Here is a 19,222-nt window from a genome sequence, read left to right as displayed (position 1 = left end):
GTGAGCGACAGTTTCAGGGAGGAGCCCCCAATGAACGATCAGCCTACGATGACCCCCGGTAAAGGACAGATGGACCCCGAGACGCTGGCGCAACACGCGGCAGAGTTCATGGAATTGATGACCCGTCTGCAGACGGTGATGCAGCGCGCGCAAGAGACGGCAAGCGCCAAGATCTCGGGCGCGGATTTCTCGATCGTCGATTATCGCGGCGTGGCCGAGGCCTATCTGCGCGCCCTGCCTGCGATCTGGGAACGGCCGGTTGAATCGCTGGAATACATGCAACGGTTCTGGCTCGATTGGGGCAAGGCCTGGGCGAATGCCTGGACCGGCGAGGGCGAAAAGGTCGCCGACAAGCGGTTTCGCGACCGGCGCTGGAATGCCGACCCGGTGAACCGCGGTCTGCGCGACAGCCATCTGGCGCTGGAACGCGCGACCGAAGACTTCCTGTCTTTGCTGCCCGAAGGCACCAAGGACAGCCTGCGGGTGAAATTCTACACCCGGCAGATGCTGAGCGCGCTGGCGCCCACGAATTTTCTGGCGCTGAACCCGGCGGCGCGCGACCGTCTGCTGGAAACCGAAGGCCAGAGCCTGCTGGATGGGCTGCGCAACCTGGTCGAGGATCTGGAACGCGGCGAGGGGCGTCTGGACATCAACACCAACGATGCGGCGGCCTTTGTCGTGGGCCGCGATCTGGCGGTGACGCCGGGCAAGGTGGTGTATGAAAACGCGCTGATGCAGCTGATCCAATACGATCCGCAGACCGAAACGCAGCGCAAGCGCCCGCTGCTGTTCGTGCCGCCGTGGATCAACAAATATTATATCTTCGACATGCGCCCCGATAATTCGCTGGTGAAGTTCATGCTGGAACAGGGGCATTCGGTGTTCCTGATTTCCTGGGTGAACCCGACGCGCGAGCACGCGCAGATGAGCTTCGAGGATTACATGAAGCTCGGGCCGCTGGCCGCGCTGGATGCGATGCAGAAGGCCACGGGCGAAAAGCAGTTCGACATTCTGGGCTTCTGCATCGGCGGGATTCTGGTGATGGCGACGCTGGCCTGGCTGGCGGCGCGCGGCGACAAGCGGATCGCCACCGCCACCACGCTGGCGACGATGGTCGATTTCACCAATGTCGGCGAGATCGGCGTGTTCATCGACCGCGATCAGCTGGCCGCGCTGCGCACCCATACCGCCGAGACCGGCTATCTGGAAAACCACCACTTGCAGGACATGTTCTCGATGATCCGCGAGAACGATCTGGTCTGGTCGTTCCATGTGATGAACTACCTGATGGGGCAAAAGCCCCCGGCCTTCGATCTGCTGTTCTGGAACGCCGACAGCACCCGCCTGCCCGCTGCGATGCTGCTGTGGTATCTGGAAAAGATCTACATCGAGAACGGGTTGCGCAAGCCCGGGCATCTGACGTTGGACGGCACGCCGATTGATCTGTCGAAGATCGAGGTGCCCTGTTTCGTGCTGGCCACGAAGGAAGATCACATCGCGCCCTGGACCTCGATCTACCCGACGACGGGGTTGCTGAGCGGCGAGGTGAAATTCGTGCTGGGTGGCTCGGGCCATATCGCGGGGGTGATCAACCCGCCTGCGGGCCGTCCGAAATACGGCTACTGGCTGCGCGACGATTACCCCGCCACCCCGGATGAATGGCTGGCGGGTGCAACCCAGCATTCCGGCTCGTGGTGGCCGGTCTGGGCCGAATGGATCGACGCACATGATGGCGCGCCGCGCGTGCCTGCACGCCAGCCCGGCACAGGTGGCCTGAAGGTCATCGAGGATGCCCCGGGCCGCTATGTGCTGGCGAAATGATGATTTCCTCCTCCCAAGAAACGAGAGATACAAATGAGAACCGATGTCCTGATCGTTGAAAATCCTGCAAGTCACGGCACGACTGCCGTGACGATGCCGGAGGTGCGGTAATGGCGGCGGTAAGACTGGCAGAGGGCGTTGCGCAAACGGGCTGTCTGCGGGCGGCGGTGATCGGCGCGGGCAGCATGGGCGCGGGCATCGCCGCGCAATTCGCCAATGCCGGGGTCAGCGTTGATTTGCTGGACATTCCCGCCCCCGAGGCCCGCAATGCCCGGGCCGAAGCGGGGATTGCCAATCAGATCAAGGCAGGCGGTTTCATGGGTGCGGACCCGGTCGCGCTGGTGCGGGCGGGCAATGTCGAAGATGACCTGGGGCGTCTGGCCGAGGCCGACTGGATCATCGAGGCGGTGATCGAGAACCTTGCCGTCAAGCGCGACCTCTACGCCCGGATCGAGCCGTTGCTGAAACCCGGCGCGGTGGTGTCGTCGAACACCTCGACGATCCCGCGCGCCGCGCTGATCGAAGGCCGCCGCCCCGCCTTTGCCGAGGCCTTCATCATCAGCCATTTCTTCAACCCGCCCCGTCACATGGCGCTGCTGGAACTGGTCGCCCCGGCGGGCAGCCCCGCCGTCGGGTTCGCCGCGCAGGCCGGGCGCATGGCGCTTGGCAAGACCACGATCGCGTGCCGCGACACGCCCGGCTTCATCGCAAACCGGATCGGCTGCACCTGGATGTCGGTGGCGATGGTCGAGGCGATCCGCCTGGGGGTCAGCATCGAACAGGCGGATGCGGTGCATCAGGCGTTCGGCGTGCCGCGCACCGGCGTCTTCGGGCTGGCCGATCTGGTGGGTATCGACATGATCCCGTCGATCTGGGGCTCGCTGATGCAGGCGCTGCCGGCGGATGACACAATCAACCGTTTCGATCTGCCGGGACTGGCGCTGGTGCAGGCGATGATCGCCGCGGGGCGGTTCGGGCGCAAGGCGGGGGCCGGGTTCTACCGCAAGGGCGCGGACGGGCAGATGCAGGTGATCGACCCGGCGACGGGCGATTACATGGCCCTTACCGGATTTGGTGCGGCCAATCTGCCCGGCGGCGGCCGTGATCTGGAGGCGCTGCTGGCAGACCAGACCGCGCTTGGCGCCTATGCCCGCGCGGTGCTGGGCACGGTGTTGCGCTATGCGCAGGATCATGCAGAGGCCATCGCCGACCGCCCGGCCGACATCGACGTGGCGATGGAGCTGGGCTATGCGTGGCGTCGCGGGCCCTTCAAGATCCGCGACGGGCTGAGCGATGCGGGCCTGGCCGCGCTGGACGCCGGGTTGACCCGCACGCCTGCGACCCCGGGTCTTGCCTCGGCGGCGCAGGATCGGCTGGCACAGGCCAAGGCCCGGGCGTCGTCGATTACCGAGAATGCCTCGGCCGCGCTGTGGGATCTGGGCGATGGCATCGCCTGTCTGGAACTGCGCACCAAGATGAACGCGATCGACAGCGGCGCGCTCGACATGATCGCGACCACGCTGGACTGCGTGGGCGGGCGTATCCGGGCGCTGGTGATCGGCAATCACGATCCGCGCGCATTTTCGGCCGGGGCCAATCTGGCGGCGATGGCCGCGCTGATCGAGGCGGGCGACTGGGCCGCGCTGGAGGCCTTCGTGGCCCGCGGCCAGGGGCTTTATGCCGGGCTGCGCGCAGCGCCGGTTCCGGTGGTGGCGGCCCTGCGCGGGCTGGCGCTTGGCGGCGGTTGCGAGCTGACATTGCATTGTTCGGCCAGCGTGGCCCATGCCGAGGCAAAACTGTCGCTGCCCGAATATGCGGTGGGCCTGCTGCCGGCCTGGGGCGGCTGCACGCGGCTTCTGGCGCGGGCGCAGGCCCATGGGGATGCCCGGGGCGAGTTGCAGCACGCCTTCGCGGCGCTGCGTCTGAAGCGCCCTGCGGATTCGGCGCGCGAGGCCGTGGCGCTGGGGCTGCTGGCGCCTGACAGCCCGGTGGTCATGCATCCCGGCGATACGTTCGACACTGCGGTCGCGCTGGCCGAAAGCCTGATCGCGGGCTACGCCCCGCCCGCGCCGGTGTCTTTGCACACGGCAGGCGCAGAGGCGGCAGACACGCTTCTGGCGCCGTTGCAGGCGCGCCATGCCGCGGGTGATCTGTCTGCGGCCGATCTGTCCGTGGCGGCGACCATTGCCACGGTGCTGACCGGCGGGGCAGAGGCCACCCCGGGCGCCGAGATCGACGAAGACGCGATGCGGGTGCTGGAGCGGGCGGCCTTCATGGCGCTGGCGCGCGATCCGCTGACGCTGGCGCGGATCGGTCACATGCTGCGCACGGGAAAACCGCTCAGGACGTGACGTTTCACATGCAAATACAGCCGTGCGGTGAAAGATACAGCACGCCTCAGGAGGAGTAACCGGATGAAACACAACATCTATGATATCGGGCTCGACCAGAACCCGGCCAACTATGTGCCGCTGACCCCGGTCAGCTTCATGGCGCGCAGCGCGACGGTCTTTCCGCAGCGCACCGCGGTCGTCTATAACGACGTGCGCCGCACCTGGGCAGAAACCTATGACCGTTGCCGCCGCTTTGCCAGTGCGCTGGCCGCGCGCGGGATCGGGGCCGGCGATACGGTCTCGATCATCGCCACCAATATCCCCGAAATCTATGAGGCGCATTTCGCGGTGCCGATGGCGGGGGCGGTTCTGAACGCCATCAACACCCGTCTGGATGCCGAGGCGATCGCCTTCATCCTGACGCATGCGGAAACCAAGGTCTTCCTGGTCGACCCGGAATTTTCCGAAGTGGCCGAACGCGCGGTGCATATCTCGGGGCGGCGCGACATTCTGGTGATCGACATTCTGGACCCGAGCTATGACGGTGGTCGCCGGATCGGGCAGCACAGCTATGACGAACTGGTTGCGGCGGGCGACCCGGCGTTTCAGTGGTCGCCGCCCGCCAGCGAATGGGATGCGATCAGCCTGAACTACACCTCGGGCACCACCGGCAACCCGAAGGGCGTGGTCTATCACTATCGCGGCGCGCATCTGAACTCGCTGTCGAACATTGCGACCTGGCAGATGGGGGAAACCCCGGTTTACCTGTGGACGCTGCCGATGTTCCATTGCAACGGCTGGTGCTTCCCCTGGACGATCGCGGCGGCGGCGGGCACGGTCGTGTGCCTGCGTGCGGTGCGCGACGAGCCGATCCTGCGGCTGATGAAGCAAGAGCGCGTGACCCATTTCTGCGGCGCGAGCGTGGTTCTGGCGATGCTGGTGCACGCGCCCGCAGAGATGAAGGACGGGTTGCAGACCGGGATCAAGGTGCTGACCGGCGGCGCGCCGCCGCCCGCGATCATCATCGAGAAGATGGAGGCTCTGGGCTTTGACGTGACCCACGGCTACGGTCTGACCGAAACCTACGGCCCGGCGGTGACCTGCGCCTGGCACCCCGAATGGGATGTGCAAAGCCCGGCCGAACGCGCCCGGTTGAAGGCGCGGCAGGGCGTGCGCAACCTGGCGGCCGAGGGGCTGATGGTGGGCGATCCGGCAACGCGCCAGCCGGTGCCCGCCGATGGCGAGACGATCGGCGAGATCTTCATGCGCGGCAACAACGTGATGAAGGGCTATCTGAAAAACCCGACCGCCACCGACGAAGCCTTCGAGGGTGGCTGGTTCGCCTCGGGCGATCTGGGTGTCATGCATCCCGATGGCTATATCGAGCTGAAGGACCGCTCGAAGGACATCATCATTTCGGGCGGCGAGAACATCTCGTCGATCGAGGTCGAGGACGTGCTTTACAAGCACCCCGATGTGATGGAGGCCGCCGTGGTCGCCCGCCCGCATGAACGCTGGGGCGAGACCCCCTGCGCCTTCGTGACGCTGCGCGCTGGTGCCAGCGTGACCGAGGCCGAGCTGATCGCCTTCTGCCGTCAGAACATGGCGCATTTCAAGGCGCCCAAAAGCGTGGTGTTCTGCGCGCTGCCGAAAACCTCGACCGGGAAGGTGCAGAAATTCGTGTTGCGCGATCAGGCGCGCACGATGGATCTGCAAAGCTAAGATGGACGGGCGGGGCCGCGCAGGCCCCGCCCGATCCGCTCAGGCGGCGGGGAAGACGAAGCTGTAATCGCCATTCTCGGCCTGACAGGCGCCGCCCAGTTTGCGTGCCAGCCGCACCATCGGCTTGTTGTCCGGGCGCACGAACAGCATCAGCGGCTGGCGTTCCTCGGTGCAGACGAAGCGCATCGCGGCCTGCATCAGCCGTTCGCCAATTCCGCTGTGTTGCCACGGCCCCAGAACCGACAGCGCCAGTTCACGCCCCGGCCCGATACCGTCGGGCAGCGGGGCCAGTTCGGCCACCGCGACCAGACGCTGCCCGACACGCGCGCCCAGAAAGCGGAACGCGCCCCAGTCGAGCGTGTGATAGCGGTGGCTGAGTGCGCTGAAACTCAGGTTGCTGCGGAACCGGGCCTTACGGTCCTCGGCGCCCAGCAGGGCATAATGCACGATCAGCAAGCCGATGTCGGACGGGGCCAGCGCGTTGATCGGAACCGCCCCGGCCGATTGTGCGGGCGGGTGGTCGCCCAGATGCCAGAACGGGGCAAGAACCCGGCCCAGCCGGGCATGGGGCCAGCGCCGCGCGCGCGGGCGCGGCGGATCGGGTAGCGGATCAACCGGACGCGGGGCGCCCTCAAGGGGGTCGGCAAGCGGCGCAATCTGTGCCATCTACAGCCTCCTGTCGTGTGATCCTCCCCGGCGTCTACATATCGCTGCAGTGCAGCATTCCAAGGGGCGGTTTGCGCATGACCGCTATTCCAAGGCTGCCGCGCCGGACCTTTCCCGCCCGCGGGAACGCCGCAGCTTGCAGTGCGTTCCATATCGGGCGATAACCATGCCGGGCACCACATCGCAACGTCGGGGTGTCGCGCGCAGGGAACAAAGGATGTGACCCTTGCCAAAGGTTTGATGCGAGAGGTCTTTCCCATGGTGCATGCACTTCAGCCCGTTGTCCGGCAGTCGTTGCTGTTGTCGAACGTTCCCGAAGCGGCGCTGGAACGCATCATGGCGCACGCCCGGCTGCGCACGATGGACCGGGGCGCAACGGTGTTCCTGCAAGGCGAAACCGCGACGGCGATCTATATCGTGGCCGAAGGCTGGGTGAAGCTTTATCGCATCGCGCCCAATGGGGCCGAGGCGGTGGTGGGCGTCTTTACCCGTGGCGACAGTTTCGGCGAGGCGGTGGCCTTCAAATCCGATCCCTACCCGGTCTCGGCCGAATGTGCGACAGATTGCACGCTTGTGCGGATCGAGGCGGATGTGATCGTGCGGCTGATCCGCGAGGAACCCGAGCTGGCAGTTTCGCTGCTGTCCGCGACCTTCCTGCATCTGCACCGTCTGGTATCGCAGATCGAACAGCTCAAGGCGCAGACCGGTGCGCAGCGCGTGGCCGAATTCCTGCTGGATCTGGCGTCTTGCGCGGAAGGCGCCTGCGAGGTGGTGCTGCCCTATGACAAGGTGCTGATCGCCGGACGTCTGGGGATGAAACCCGAAAGCCTGAGCCGCGCTTTCGCCAAGCTGCGCGATCAGGGGGTGCGGATTCGTCAGAACGTGGCGGTGATCGACGACATCGCCGTGCTGCGAGATTATGCCGATGAAGACCCTGCGATGGCCTGGACCAAGGCCTGAGCCTCAGCCGATCAGGTAAAGCCCCAGCAGGATGATACAGTAAAGCCCTAGCACCACGGAAAACCCGCGGTGCCAGAACGGCGCCTGCGCCAGCCCCAGATAGCGCGCCAGAATGATCCGCGCCTTGGCCCAGGCCAGCGCCAGGATCGCACTTCCCGCCAGCGTCACACCCGGCCCCGAAACCTGCCCCGCGCTGACCGTGGCCGCAATCGCGGTCGAGCCGAGCGACAGCGCCACCAGCCAGATCCAGGCGCGGGTGATGGTGTCGGGATGCATGCTTACCTCAGCAGATAGATCACGGGAAACAGCAGCACCCAGACCAGATCGACCATGTGCCAGAAGGCGGCGCCAACCTCGACCGTGCGCGGCGCGCAGCGGATGCCCACCAGCCCCAAAATCACGATCCCCGCGACCACATGGGCGGCATGAAACCCGGTCAGCAGGTAATAGAAGGTGAAGAATGTGTCGGTCTCGATCCCGATGCCCTGACGGGCCTTTTCGGCGTATTCCATCCCCTTGATTGCCAGAAACACCCCGCCCAGCAGGGCGGCGGCGGCCAGCCACAGCCGGGTGCGCGCGGGATTTGCCGCCTCGGCCGCGCGCAGGGCACGGGCCGCGAAGAAGCCCGAGGTGACCAGAACCAGCGTGTTGATCCCGGCGGCGGTGCGATGCAGATGGTCCTGCGCGGCGGCAAAGCCCGCCGGGTCGGTGATCCGCACCCCCAGAAAGGCCGCAAGCCCCGCGCCGAACACCAGCAGTTCGGAGACAATCAGCACCCACATCATCAGATCGCCGGGCAACTGATCGAGCGGATGCAGTTCAGGGTGGTGCTCGGGTGTGCTCATGCGCCCACCAGTTGGCGGTAGATTTCCGGCAGCGCCGCGCTCAGCCGGTCGGGGTGCGGGATCACCGCAAACCCGCCCCGACCGAAGATCCGGGAAAACCAGGCCTTGCCCTCGCGGTCGATGGTGATGCCGAACACCGATTGGCCGGCGCGTCGGGCCTCTTGCACGGCCATGCGGCTGTCTTCGATGCCGTGGCGGCCCTCGTAATGGTCCAGGTCGTTGGGCTTGCCGTCGGTGATGACCAGCAGCAGGCGCCGCTTGCGCGCCTGCCCCGCCAGATCGGCCGAGGCATGGCGGATCGCGGCGCCCAGCCGGGTATAAAAGCCGGGGCGCAGCGCGGCGATGCGGCTTTCGACGCCGGCGCCCATCGGCTCGCCGAATTCCTTGCAGCCGAGCATATAGACCCGGTCGCGCTTGAGCGACGAAAACGCATGGATCGCGAAATCGTCGCCGCAGGCGTCCAGCCCCCAGGCCAGCGCCGCCAGCGCCTCGCGTTCGATGTCGATCACGGCGCGCCCCGAGACCGCGCTTTCGGTCGATCGCGATACGTCCAGCAGGATCGACACCGCCAGATCGCGCTTTTGCGGCCGGGTCTGGCGCCAGATCCGATCGCGCGCGGTGCCGGTGGCGGCCAGTTCGACCTGCGCGCGCACCGCGGCCTCCATGTCCAGATCGTCGCCATCCAGATGGCCCGCGGTGCTGACCCGCCCGGGGCGCAGCGCCTCGAACTGGCGCTTCACGGCGCGGATGCGGCGGGCGGCCTGCGGATCGGTGTGAAAGGTGGGGGCGTCGGGGCTGGGTGCGGCCGGGCTGGCCAGAACGCAGCAGTGATCGGCCAGATAGGCCCCGGTGCGCACATCCCATTCCGGGTACAGGAAGCGGCCCGACAGCCGTTCGCGATCCACATCCTCGGGCGCCAGATCCAGATGCAGCTTCAGCCGCGTGGCCGGCGCCTTGGACACCTGCCCCAGCCCGATTTCGTCCTGATCGTCGGCGGCTTTCTTGGCGCTGTCGGGGTCGTCGTCATCGACGCGGCGGTTGAGGTTGATGAATTCGGCCCAGCTGAGGATCGCCTCGAACTTGTGCAGGATGAAGCTGTCGCGCCGTTCGATCTGATCGGCCTTGCGGCGGCGCGCGCGATGGGTCTTGTCGCTGGTGTTTTCCTCGGTCGAGCCCTCGGCCGGGCGGGTTTCAACCGTGTCCTTTGCCGATGTCTGGCGGCCCCGCAGATCGGGCCACAGCGGCACCGGCCGCGCCGGTTGATAGCCACGCGGCGCCTGCAGCGTGGCCCAGTGGCCCTGCGCCAGCGCGTCCTCATAGGTTTGCGCAAGTGGCGGCAGCGGTGCGTCATCGCCCAGACTGGCGCGGATCATCGCCTCGACCGCGGCCTCTGCGGCGGGCAGGGCGGGCGTGGGGCGCAATACCAGCAGCGCGGCGCACAGATCGGCATACAGGCTGGCAAATCCCGGCGCCTCGGTCAGGGTGGCGGCGACCATCGCGCGGGCATGATGCAGATGCGCCAGATCGGCCTGCAACGGATCTTGCGGCGCCGTGGCGGTGGCGGGGGCCTGCGTGGCAATCGCCGCCAGCCAGACATAGGCGGCGGCATTGGCCTCGCGCGCAGGATACAGCGCCAGCGAGGCGGGCAGGCGCAGCGCCTCTCCGTCGAAACTGGCGCGGGGAATGGTTTCCGCCTCGGTGCCGAGGCGGCGCAGAAAGGACAGCCGGTGTCGGCTGACCTCTTCCGAAACGGGGCGGATTTCGCACGATGCCCCGCCCCCCAATGCACGGAAAAAGACTGCCAGCCGTCCGCCGACCTCTGCAAGGTCGACACGGGCTCCGTCATACGCCTCTGGGGCATCAAGACGGCTGGCAAGGGCGTGCCACAGTTTCCCGACGCTTTCTTCGGGTTCCCATGGCTCGAAGTCGATCCTGGTCACGGCCGGCCTCACCCGAAAATGGCCGTTACAAGATCGCGGAGCCCGCGTTTCACATCCTCGTCGTCGGACAAGGGTTCGATCATCGCGGCATTGATCGCCCGCTCGACCGGCATGCCCTGCGCGATCAGCGTGGCGGCGTAGACGACCAGACGGGTCGACACGCCCTCTTCCAGATCCTGACCTTTCAGCGCGCGCAGCTTGCCCGCCAGACGCACCAGCGGTTTCACCCGGTCTTCGCCCAGCCCGGATTCGCGCGCGACGACATGGGTTTCATGCGCGGCGCCAGGAAAATCGAATTCCAGCGCGACAAACCGTTGCCGCGTCGATGGTTTCAGGGTTTTCAGAATATTCTGGTAGCCAGGGTTGTAACTGGCAACCAGCATGAACCCCGGCGCCGCCTGCAGTTCTTCGCCGGTGCGGTCGATCGGCAAAATGCGGCGATCGTCGGTCAGCGGATGCAGCACGACGGTCACATCCTTGCGCGCCTCGACCACCTCGTCGAGATAGCAGATCGCGCCTTCGCGCACCGCGCGGGTCAGCGGCCCGTCGACCCAGACGGTTTCACCGCCCTTGAGCAGATAACGCCCGATCAGATCGGCGGCGGACAGGTCGTCATGGCAGGCCACGGTATAAAGCGGGCGCCCCAGCCGCGCGGCCATATGCGCCACGAAGCGGGTCTTGCCGCAGCCCGTGGGCCCCTTGAGCAGCACCGGCAGGTTGGCGCTGGCCGCGGCGGTGAAGATGCCGCATTCATCGCCCTGGGGCAGGTAGAAGGGGGCGTCGGCCCCCTCCATGCTGGTATGTGCGTTCATCGGGGTCACTCCGCGGCCATGTGGTCGGGGTCATTGACCATGCGCGTGCGTTCGACCGGGCCGGGCGTCACGACTTCGCGGCGCGGGAAGGCCAGGGCATAGATGAACAGGATCGCGCCCAGCACAACCGCCACGCCCGAGCCGAAGCGCATGACGTAGAACACCCACAGCTGGTCTTGCACATCCATGAAGCCTTCGCCCAGAACGCGCTGCATATGGGTCTGCACCGTGCCCGCGAAGGTCAGGGTAAAGGTCATGAAGGTCATGCCGCCCGACATCAGCCAGAACGAGGCCATGTTCAGCACCTGGTTGTAGGGGTCACGCCCACGCAGCATCGGCATCGCATAGGACATGATCGCGAGGTTGAGCGAGACATAGGCACCGAAGAAGGCAAGGTGGCCATGCGCGGCGGTGATCTGCGTGCCGTGGGTATAGAAGTTCACCCCGTGCAGCGTGTGCAGGAAGCCCCAGACACCCGCGCCGAAGAAGGCCAGCGTGGCGCAGCCCAGGCTCCACAGCAGGGCGGCCTTGTTCGGGTGGTCGCGGCGGCCCTTCCAGACCATCACGAAGGCAAAGGCCATCATCGCGAAGAACGGGATCACCTCGAGCGAGGAGAAGATCGACCCGATCCACTGCCAGTAGCCCGGCATCCCGATCCAGTAGTAGTGGTGCCCCGTGCCCAGAATGCCCGAGAACAGCGCGGCGGCGACGATGACGTACAGCCATTTCTCCACCACCTCGCGGTCGACGCCGGTCAGTTTGAGCATCAGATAGGCCAGGATCGAGGCCATGATCAGTTCCCACACACCTTCGACCCACAGGTGGACGACATACCACCAGTATTCCTTGTCGAGCGCCAGGTTCGACGGGTTGTAGAAGGCGAACAGGAACAGCAGCGCCAGCCCCCACAGGCCCAGAAGCAGGATATTGGTGATCGCGGTCTTGCGCCCCTTCAGCACCGTCATCGAGACGTTGAACAGGAAGATCAGCGCGGCGACGACGATGCCAAGCTTGACCCAGACCGGCTGTTCCAGGAACTCGCGGCCTTCCTTGCCCAGAAGGATGTTCCCCTCGAACAGGTTGAAGGTATAGGTGATGACCGCACCCAGCGTGCCGACCACCAGGATCGCCAGCTGGATATAGGCGAGCTTGGCGGAATGGATTTCGCGCTCGGCCTCTTCCGGGATCAGGAAATAGGCCGCGCCGAAGAAGCCGGTAATCAGCCAGACGATCAGCGCGTTGGTGTGCAGCATGCGCCCCACGTTGAACGGCAGCAGTTCCGACAGGAAGTTGGGCTGCACATAGACCCAGCCGATGATCAGACCCATCAGCACCTGAATCAGGAACAGCCCAAGCGCCACGGCCATATACGCCAGCGCGATCTTTTGTGTTTCGTATTTCATGATCTGTCCCCCTCAGCCCGCATCATTGGGCGGCCAGCCCTGCGTGTTGATCGTGCCAACCCAAAGCAGGAAATCGGCGAGGTTCTGATATTCCTCGTCGGTCAGGTTGAATTGCGGCATCTGGCGGCGGCCCTCGATGCCGGTGGGCATCGCGTCCATCCAGGCCTTGAGCGACTCCATCGCCCCGGCGTGATCCTCCGGCGCAACGCCCCAGCGGGTCATCACATTGCCCAGCTCGGGGGCGAAATACGCGCCTTCGCCCAGGATCGTGTGGCAGTTGATGCAGGTCTTCTCTTCCCAGATCCGTTTGCCCGCCTTGACCGAGTCGGTCAGCGTCGCCTCGTTGGTCGAGGTGGAACGGATGTAAAGGTGGCTTTGCGCCGAGAGACCCACAAAGATGATGATGAAGAACAGTGACCCGCCATAAAAGATATTGCGTGCCATGCTCTTGGTCATGACTTCGCGCATTGCGCTCTCCTTGTTTCGGAGCGGTTGATCGGTGGAATTCTGATCGCATTTCCGTGAACCGACTCGCCTTAACGAAAGTCAATCCCGGGTTGATTGCTCAGATAAGTGCCAGAATTTCGGCGTCGGGCAGCGCGGCGAGGGCCGTTGCGATTGCCGGGCGGTCCATCACGCACAGCCCGGTGGACAGCGCATCGGCCAGCGCCGCCGAGGGAGCGGCCACTGCCGCAAGGGTCCAGCGCGGGGCCCGCCCCAGCGGGTCGAGGATATGCGCCTGTGTGCCCTGCGGTCCGATCCGGGTGCCCGAAGGGGCCGACACCGCCAGCGCCCGGTCGCGCAGCGCCACGTCGCGCAGCGCGGCGCCCGCGGGCGTTTCGATCCGCGCGCGCCAGGGCGTGCCGTCTGGGCGGGTGCCCAGGGCCGAAATCTCGCCGGTGTCGATCAGCACATCGCGCAGGCCTGCGCCGCGCATCAGCGCCGCGATCCGGTCGGCGGCATAGCCCTGCGCCACGCCGTTGAAGCTCAGCGCCATGCCGGGGCGCGGCAGGCGGATTTCGTCTTGCGCAACGCGGATGTCGGGCCAGCCCAACAGTGCGCGGGCCGGCTGCGGGTCTTGGCCCCGGGCCAGCGCCTGCCACAGTGGCTGGATCGTCGGGTCGAAGGCACCGCCGGTCGCGTGGTGCACCCGGTCGGACAGCGCGAAGACCGCCAGCATGTCCGCGCCCGGCCAGTTCAGCCGTCCGTCGCGGTTCAGCCGCGTCAGTGCGCTGTCGCGGTGCAGGGAAAACACCGCTTCGATCCGGTCCAGCTCGCGCGCGATCTGCGCAAATATCCGCTGCGCGCGCGGGCCCTCCACCCCGGACAACGTGATCCGCGCCGCCGAGCCCATCGCGGTGCCCTGCCAGACCTGCGTCAGGGGCGCGCCGGTTTCGGCCAGAACCGGCGTGGCGGCGGCGGCCGCGAGGCACAGAAACCGACGGCGGTTCATTGCGACCCCCCGGTGCGCGGCAAACGGGGCCGCCAGAAGGCCGGCCACAGCGCCACGACATACAGCCCGAAGGCCACGCACCACGCCAGCGCACTGCTCAGGATTGCAGGCAGATACAGATCGGGCGCCAACGCCGCGATCCAGCGCAGCACCGTGGCCACCGGCAGCAGCGCATAGGCCCAGACCACCGCGCGCGGCGCGATCAGCGGCCGCCCGGTATGGCCAAGGGTCGCACGGCTCATCACCGCCAGGGTCATCCCGCCGATGCCGGCAATCGCGGTGACATGCAGCGCGCCGATTTCAGGGCCGATCCCCAGCAGGGCCAACCCGGTTATCGCATAGCCAAGCGCAAGGCCCAGAAAACTCAGGTGCAGCGCCCACAGGATCGGTTGGCGAAAGGCAAAATCGCTGCGCCAGTGCCGCATACGCAGCAGCTGCGCCAGCGCGAAGGCCAGCATCAGCACCGCGCTCAGCGCATCGGGCAGCCCGGCCAGCACCGCGACGACAACCGCGATCGACAGGGAAATCGCCAGCGGATCGAACGGCTTGCGGGTGTGGGGCAGGGTCTTGGGGGCGGGCTCTGTCCCGGTATCGGCAAGGGTCTGGCGGATCAGTGCATTGCGGGTGAAGGCCGGGGTGACCCGCCCGCCCAGAACCGCGATCATCGCGCCAAGACCGTAAAGCCCCGCGCGCAGCCCCGCCGCACTGTCGCCCCAGGGCAGGCCCAGCAGATCGAGCTGCACCCGCCATTCGCCCAGCCAGACCAGCGCAAGCAGCACAAGAAACAGCAGGTTTTGCGGTTTCGGGCGGCGGATCAGCTGCGTCGCGATCTTGGCGCCCAGCACCGGCAGAAAACTGAGGCAGGCCAAGGCCACCAGCGCGGCTGGCAGCACGCCCGATAGCGCCACCGCCAGCCGCCCGGCCAGCCACAGCCCCGCCACCGTGCCGATGAACAGATGCCGCGCGGCGGCGGCGCCCGTCCAGTTCGGCACCGCAGTCAGGAAAAACCCGCCAAGCGCCGCGCCGCCGTAGCCAAAGATCATCTCATGCGCGTGCCAGTATTGCGGCACCATCGTCCCCGGCAGCGACCAGCCCGCCCCAAGCGACACCGCCCACAGCGCCATCGCCAGAACCGCCCATAGGCCCGCGGCCAGAAAGAAGACGCGAAACCCTTCGCCCAGCAGACGTTTCAGCGCGGTCATGCTGTCTCTCCTTTGGCGGCGTTCTGCGCGCGGGCGCGGCGCTTGAGGATCATGCAGGCGGTCTCGTCATGCTGGATCACCTGACAGCGCAGGCACAGTACGCATTCGTTCGGGTTGATCCGGCCCAGCGGGTCGATCGCGCCGACGGTGCACTGGGTTTCGCAATAGCGGCATTCGCGGCCACATTGCGGGCGCCGCTTGAGCCAGTCGAAGATCTTGAGTTTCGCCGGGATCGCCAGCGCCGCCCCCAAGGGGCACAGGTAGCGGCAATAGAACCGCTCGATGAACAGCCCGGCGGTCAGCAACGCCAGCGCGAACAGCACGAACGGCCAGGCACGCAGGAAGCGCAGCGAGACGACGGTCTTGAACGGCTCTGCCTCGGCCAGAACCAGCGCGTCATGCATCGAATAGAAAGACAGCGCCAGAATCGCCACGAAGAGCGTGTATTTGATCACCCAAAGCCGTTCGTGCAGGGCCTGCGGCACGGCGATCTGACGGATGCGCAGGCGGCGCGCGGCGACGTTGAGCAATTCCTGCAGCGCGCCGAACGGGCACAGCCAGCCGCAATAGACCCCGCGCCCCCAGAACAGCAGACCAAGGGCCACGAAGGCCCACAGAATGAAGATCACCGGCTCGATCAGGAAGGTTTCCCAGCGAAACCCGGTCAGCAGCGATTGCACGAAGGCCACCACCTGCACCACCGACAACTGGCCGTTCAGCCCCCAGCCCAGCCCCAGCAGGGTCGTGCCCAGAAACCCCAGCCGCAGACCGCGCCACAGCCGGGGCCGATGCACGATCCATTCCTGCGCAAACAGGATCAGCGTCAGAACCCCCAGCATCACCCCGACAAAGATCGTCTGCGGGCGTTTGCGCGCCCAGATTTCCTGCCACAGCGGCACCGGTTCCGCGGGTGGCGCCAGACGCCAGACATCGGGCAGGGTATAATCGGCGCCGAGTGTCAGCTGCAAATCCGCGCCGTGCTGTGCGGGCCGCGTCGCGGTCAGTTCGATCCGCATCGGCTGCGTCGGGTCGATGACATCGCCGGGCAGGCGAAACACGCTGATTTCCTTGACATCGGGGGCACCCGCGATCTGCAATCGCTTGACCAGCGCATAGTCGGTGGCGGCGGGGTGATGTCGGGTCGCGCCCTGCACGATGCTCAGCCGTTCGAACGTGCCGTTGCGCTTCCAGTCCGTGCCGCGGTGGGAATAGAGCCCGCGCGAGATCACGATCAGCGCACTGTCCCGCGGCCCGAGCGCGCCGACCGATTGCGTATAAAGTTGCTGGCCCAACAGGTTTTGGCCGACCGTGGGCGGGTCGATGATACCGGCCCAGAATTCCACGAAGGCCCCGTCGCCCGTGGGTAGCGGCACCTTGGCATTGGCAAATTGCGTGCTGGCCTCGGTCATCGACAGGCGGGCGCCGACCAGCGCGCCTTGCGCGATCAGGTCGGCCCAGTCGGCGGGGGCATAGGTGATCCGGTCGATCCCTGCGCCATCGGCGATCAGCCCGCGCGCGATGGCCAGCGTGCGCGCCGTGCGCAGGATACCGTCGCGGATCACCCCGGTCGACACCGTCGCACGGGCGATCACATCGGGCACATCTGCGGCGGGTTTCAGCATCGCATCGCGCGGCGCGTTCAGATCCAGCCCCGCAAACCCCCCGACGAAGGCCGCGATGTCCGCATCCGAGATGCCAAGCGTCAGCACCGGCTCGGAATGGCGCATCAGCCGCGCGCCTGCGATCCGCGCGCTCATGTCCACCGCGACCAGAACATCCAGCGGGCGCCCCGAATAGCCGACCGATCCGGCAATCGCCCAGGTCGACCCGATATGGCCCAGCGTCTGACCCTTTGCCGAAACCACGGTCCAGCCCGGCACGCCCTCTTCCGAATAGCTGAGCGATACCGGCCCGCTGACGCCGAACATCTGTGCGGCAAGCGCGGCATCGGGGCGGGCAGCCTCTATCGCGTCGGCGGCCACGCCGCCTGCGCCATGCGCGGTGGGTGTGCCCAGTTGGTAGGCGTGCGCCTGCGACACTGCGCCCAGACAGGCCGCAAGAAAAACCGCCCCGAAGATCAGGGCGGCAGGTGCCGCACGCTGTGCGGTCAGGGACAAGAGGTGCGGGAAGAAACGCATCGAATACCCGAACTGGACCTTATCAACCTGAAAAAACGGAACCTCAGGCGCATTAACAAAAGTCAAGGTGGGGGCCTCACGGAATCGTGCATCGTCCGCTTGCCTCACCAGCGAACGGAGATTCCCGTAATGAACACCCAAGCGCACAAAGCCAGGAAGACGCTTCTTGCAAGCGCGGCACTGGCCCTAACCCTCGGCGTTACCGGCGCCTGGGCCGAGGACAAGCCTGCCTCTCATGCAGATGGTCCGGCTGCGGCCTACGAGCCTTCGATGACGACGCTGGCCGAGATCAGCGTCGAGATCCCGGGCCGCAAACCCGGCGATCCGGTGATGACGCAAGAAGAATACGACGCCGCCAAGACGATCTATTTCCAGCGCTGCGCGGGCTGCCACGGCGTGTTGCGCAAGGGCGCGACAGGCAAGCCGCTGACCCCCGATATCACCCGCGAACTTGGCTATGACCATGTGCAAAGCTTCATCACCTACGGCTCGCCCGCGGGGATGCCGAACTGGGGCACCTCGGGCGAGTTGAGCGAGCAGGAAGTGGACATGATGGCCCGCTATGTCATGCTCGATCCGCCGGCGCCGCCGGAATTCGGCATGCCCGAGATGAAGGACAGCTGGAAGGTTCTGGTCAAACCCGAAGACCGCCCGACGCAGAAGATGAACGACATCGACCTGGACAACCTGATGTCGGTGACGCTGCGCGACGCAGGGCAAATCGCGCTGATCGACGGCGGAACCTATGAAATCCGCGCGATCATCGACACCGGCTATGCGGTGCATATCAGCCGGATTTCGGCTTCGGGCCGCTATCTGTTCGTGATTGGCCGCGACGCCAAGGTGAACATGATCGACCTGTGGATGGAAACCCCCGCGACGGTCGCCGAAATCAAGGTCGGCTCCGAGGCGCGCTCGATCGAGACCTCGAAATTCGAGGGCTGGGAAGACAAATACGCGATCGCGGGCAGCTACTGGCCGCCGCAATATGTGATCATGGATGGCGAAACGCTCGAACCGCTGAAAATCGTGTCGACGCGCGGCAACATCTATGACGAGCAGACGTATCACCCCGAACCGCGTGTGGCCTCTATCGTGGCGTCGCACTACAACCCGGAGTTCATCGTCAACGTCAAGGAAACCGGCAAGATCCTGCTGGTCGACTACACCGACCTGAAGAACCTCAAGACGGTGGAAATCGAGGCAGAACGCTTCCTGCACGACGGTGGCTTCGACAGCACGCATCGCTACTTCCTGGTGGCGGCGAACGCGCGCGGCAAGGTTGCGGTGGTCGATACCAAGGAAGACAAGCTGACCGCGCTGATCGAGACCGGCGGCCAGACCCCGCACCCGGGCCGGGGCGCGAACTTCACCCACCCGGTCTTCGGGCCGGTCTGGGCGACCTCGCACCTGGGCGACGATTCGGTCGCGCTGATCGGCACCGACCCTGAAGGGCACCCCGATCAGGCCTGGAAACTGGTCGACAGCTTCTTTGCGCTGGGTGGCGGTTCGCTGTTCATCAAGACGCATCCGGTGTCGAACCACCTGTATGTCGATGCGCCGCTGAACCCCGAGGCGGAAGTCTCGTCCTCGGTTGCGGTCTTCGACATCAGCAAGATGACCGGCGACACCGAAACGGACCCCGAATTCACCACCCTGCCGATCGGCGAGTGGGCGGGCATCCCCGACGGTCAGCCGCGTGTCGTGCAGCCCGAGTTCAACAAGGACGGCACCGAGGTCTGGTTCTCGGTCTGGAACGCGAAGGACAAGGAAAGCGCGATCGTGGTGGTCGACGACAAGACGCTGGAGCTGAAGCAGGTCATCAAGGACCCGCGTCTGATTACCCCCACCGGCAAGTTCAACGTGCTGAACACCCGGATGGACACCTACTGATCCCTTGTTGTGCGAAACCGGAGGGGGCCGTGCG

Annotated in this window: 15 protein-coding genes; 5 read left to right on the top strand and 10 right to left on the bottom strand. The window is 66.0% G+C overall.

What is annotated here, in order from left to right; translation table 11 throughout:
• The first annotated feature begins 30 nt into the window (after window positions 1–30).
• The 3 genes from phaC to P2G62_RS10090 all read left to right on the top strand — a co-directional run bounded on the left by phaC (window position 31) and on the right by P2G62_RS10090 (window position 5,876).
• Window positions 31–1,821, top strand: coding sequence for a class I poly(R)-hydroxyalkanoic acid synthase (gene phaC / locus P2G62_RS10100; RefSeq protein ID WP_275734770.1), 1,791 nt, complete (start codon window positions 31–33; stop codon window positions 1,819–1,821).
• Window positions 1,822–1,931: 110 nt separating this feature from the next.
• Window positions 1,932–4,172, top strand: coding sequence for a 3-hydroxyacyl-CoA dehydrogenase/enoyl-CoA hydratase family protein (locus tag P2G62_RS10095; RefSeq protein ID WP_275734769.1), 2,241 nt, complete (start codon window positions 1,932–1,934; stop codon window positions 4,170–4,172).
• 63 nt (window positions 4,173–4,235) lie between these two features.
• A complete protein-coding gene (locus P2G62_RS10090; protein ID WP_275734768.1) occupies window positions 4,236–5,876 on the top strand; it encodes an acyl-CoA synthetase in 1,641 nt (546 codons plus the stop codon).
• Between the two features lie 39 nt (window positions 5,877–5,915).
• Here the strand turns inward: P2G62_RS10090 and P2G62_RS10085 are convergent, their stop codons facing one another.
• Window positions 5,916–6,542, bottom strand: coding sequence for a GNAT family N-acetyltransferase (locus tag P2G62_RS10085; RefSeq protein WP_275734767.1), 627 nt, complete (start codon window positions 6,540–6,542; stop codon window positions 5,916–5,918).
• Window positions 6,543–6,800: 258 nt separating this feature from the next.
• On the opposite strand from P2G62_RS10085, the gene P2G62_RS10080 reads away from it, so the two are divergent.
• Window positions 6,801–7,502: a Crp/Fnr family transcriptional regulator gene (locus P2G62_RS10080; protein WP_275734766.1), complete on the top strand. Its 702-nt coding sequence runs from the start codon at window positions 6,801–6,803 to the stop codon at window positions 7,500–7,502.
• 3 nt (window positions 7,503–7,505) lie between these two features.
• On the opposite strand, the gene P2G62_RS10075 is transcribed toward P2G62_RS10080, so the two are convergent.
• From P2G62_RS10075 to P2G62_RS10035, 9 genes are all read right to left on the bottom strand, one after another.
• Complete coding sequence (locus tag P2G62_RS10075; RefSeq protein ID WP_275734765.1) at window positions 7,506–7,778, bottom strand: nitric oxide reductase F protein; 273 nt, start codon at window positions 7,776–7,778, stop codon at window positions 7,506–7,508.
• 2 nt (window positions 7,779–7,780) lie between these two features.
• On the bottom strand, window positions 7,781–8,347 hold the full coding sequence (locus P2G62_RS10070; RefSeq protein WP_275734764.1) for a cytochrome c oxidase subunit 3: 567 nt from the start codon (window positions 8,345–8,347) through the stop codon (window positions 7,781–7,783).
• Window positions 8,344–10,287, bottom strand: coding sequence for a nitric oxide reductase D protein (locus P2G62_RS10065; RefSeq protein ID WP_275734763.1), 1,944 nt, complete (start codon window positions 10,285–10,287; stop codon window positions 8,344–8,346). Before P2G62_RS10065 ends, P2G62_RS10070 begins: the two co-directional genes overlap by 4 nt.
• An 8-nt stretch (window positions 10,288–10,295) precedes the next feature.
• The gene (locus P2G62_RS10060; protein ID WP_275734762.1) at window positions 10,296–11,099 is read right to left on the bottom strand and encodes a CbbQ/NirQ/NorQ/GpvN family protein; all 804 of its coding nucleotides are present in this window, start codon (window positions 11,097–11,099) and stop codon (window positions 10,296–10,298) included.
• Between the two features lie 5 nt (window positions 11,100–11,104).
• Window positions 11,105–12,502 carry a cbb3-type cytochrome c oxidase subunit I gene (locus P2G62_RS10055; protein WP_275734761.1) on the bottom strand — a complete coding sequence of 466 codons (1,398 nt, stop codon included), beginning with the start codon at window positions 12,500–12,502 and terminating at the stop codon, window positions 11,105–11,107.
• Between the two features lie 12 nt (window positions 12,503–12,514).
• Window positions 12,515–12,970, bottom strand: coding sequence for a cytochrome c (locus P2G62_RS10050; RefSeq protein WP_275734760.1), 456 nt, complete (start codon window positions 12,968–12,970; stop codon window positions 12,515–12,517).
• Window positions 12,971–13,067: 97 nt separating this feature from the next.
• Window positions 13,068–13,955: an FAD:protein FMN transferase gene (locus tag P2G62_RS10045; RefSeq protein WP_275734759.1), complete on the bottom strand. Its 888-nt coding sequence runs from the start codon at window positions 13,953–13,955 to the stop codon at window positions 13,068–13,070.
• Entirely contained in the window at window positions 13,952–15,157 is a 1,206-nt protein-coding gene (locus P2G62_RS10040) for an NnrS family protein (RefSeq protein WP_275734758.1), read from the bottom strand. Before P2G62_RS10040 ends, P2G62_RS10045 begins: the two co-directional genes overlap by 4 nt.
• Window positions 15,154–17,295 carry a NosR/NirI family protein gene (locus tag P2G62_RS10035; RefSeq protein ID WP_275734757.1) on the bottom strand — a complete coding sequence of 714 codons (2,142 nt, stop codon included), beginning with the start codon at window positions 17,293–17,295 and terminating at the stop codon, window positions 15,154–15,156. Before P2G62_RS10035 ends, P2G62_RS10040 begins: the two co-directional genes overlap by 4 nt.
• A gap of 129 nt (window positions 17,296–17,424) precedes the next feature.
• Here P2G62_RS10035 and P2G62_RS10030 point away from each other — a divergent pair, with 129 nt between their 5' ends.
• On the top strand, window positions 17,425–19,188 hold the full coding sequence (locus tag P2G62_RS10030) for a nitrite reductase (protein WP_275734756.1): 1,764 nt from the start codon (window positions 17,425–17,427) through the stop codon (window positions 19,186–19,188).
• Window positions 19,189–19,222 lie beyond the last annotated feature (34 nt).

It is taken from the genome of Paenirhodobacter sp. CAU 1674, from assembly GCF_029222945.1.
Taxonomy (GTDB): Bacteria; Pseudomonadota; Alphaproteobacteria; order Rhodobacterales; family Rhodobacteraceae; genus Rhodobacter.
This window is presented reverse-complemented; position numbering and strand designations above follow the sequence as displayed.

Excerpts from the sequence above, each read along its gene's own strand:
- P2G62_RS10070 (WP_275734764.1), bottom strand. The coding sequence starts at position 8,347 with ATGAGCACACCCGAGCACCACCCTGAACTGCATCCGCTCGATCAGTTG.
- P2G62_RS10060 (WP_275734762.1), bottom strand. The coding sequence starts at position 11,099 with ATGAACGCACATACCAGCATGGAGGGGGCCGACGCCCCCTTCTACCTG.
- P2G62_RS10035 (WP_275734757.1), bottom strand. The coding sequence starts at position 17,295 with ATGCGTTTCTTCCCGCACCTCTTGTCCCTGACCGCACAGCGTGCGGCA.
- P2G62_RS10055 (WP_275734761.1), bottom strand. The coding sequence starts at position 12,502 with ATGAAATACGAAACACAAAAGATCGCGCTGGCGTATATGGCCGTGGCG.
- P2G62_RS10085 (WP_275734767.1), bottom strand. The coding sequence starts at position 6,542 with ATGGCACAGATTGCGCCGCTTGCCGACCCCCTTGAGGGCGCCCCGCGT.
- P2G62_RS10030 (WP_275734756.1), top strand. The coding sequence starts at position 17,425 with ATGAACACCCAAGCGCACAAAGCCAGGAAGACGCTTCTTGCAAGCGCG.
- P2G62_RS10080 (WP_275734766.1), top strand. The coding sequence starts at position 6,801 with ATGGTGCATGCACTTCAGCCCGTTGTCCGGCAGTCGTTGCTGTTGTCG.
- P2G62_RS10050 (WP_275734760.1), bottom strand. The coding sequence starts at position 12,970 with ATGCGCGAAGTCATGACCAAGAGCATGGCACGCAATATCTTTTATGGC.
- P2G62_RS10090 (WP_275734768.1), top strand. The coding sequence starts at position 4,236 with ATGAAACACAACATCTATGATATCGGGCTCGACCAGAACCCGGCCAAC.
- phaC (WP_275734770.1), top strand. The coding sequence starts at position 31 with ATGAACGATCAGCCTACGATGACCCCCGGTAAAGGACAGATGGACCCC.
- P2G62_RS10095 (WP_275734769.1), top strand. The coding sequence starts at position 1,932 with ATGGCGGCGGTAAGACTGGCAGAGGGCGTTGCGCAAACGGGCTGTCTG.
- P2G62_RS10045 (WP_275734759.1), bottom strand. The coding sequence starts at position 13,955 with ATGAACCGCCGTCGGTTTCTGTGCCTCGCGGCCGCCGCCGCCACGCCG.
- P2G62_RS10040 (WP_275734758.1), bottom strand. The coding sequence starts at position 15,157 with ATGACCGCGCTGAAACGTCTGCTGGGCGAAGGGTTTCGCGTCTTCTTT.
- P2G62_RS10075 (WP_275734765.1), bottom strand. The coding sequence starts at position 7,778 with ATGCATCCCGACACCATCACCCGCGCCTGGATCTGGCTGGTGGCGCTG.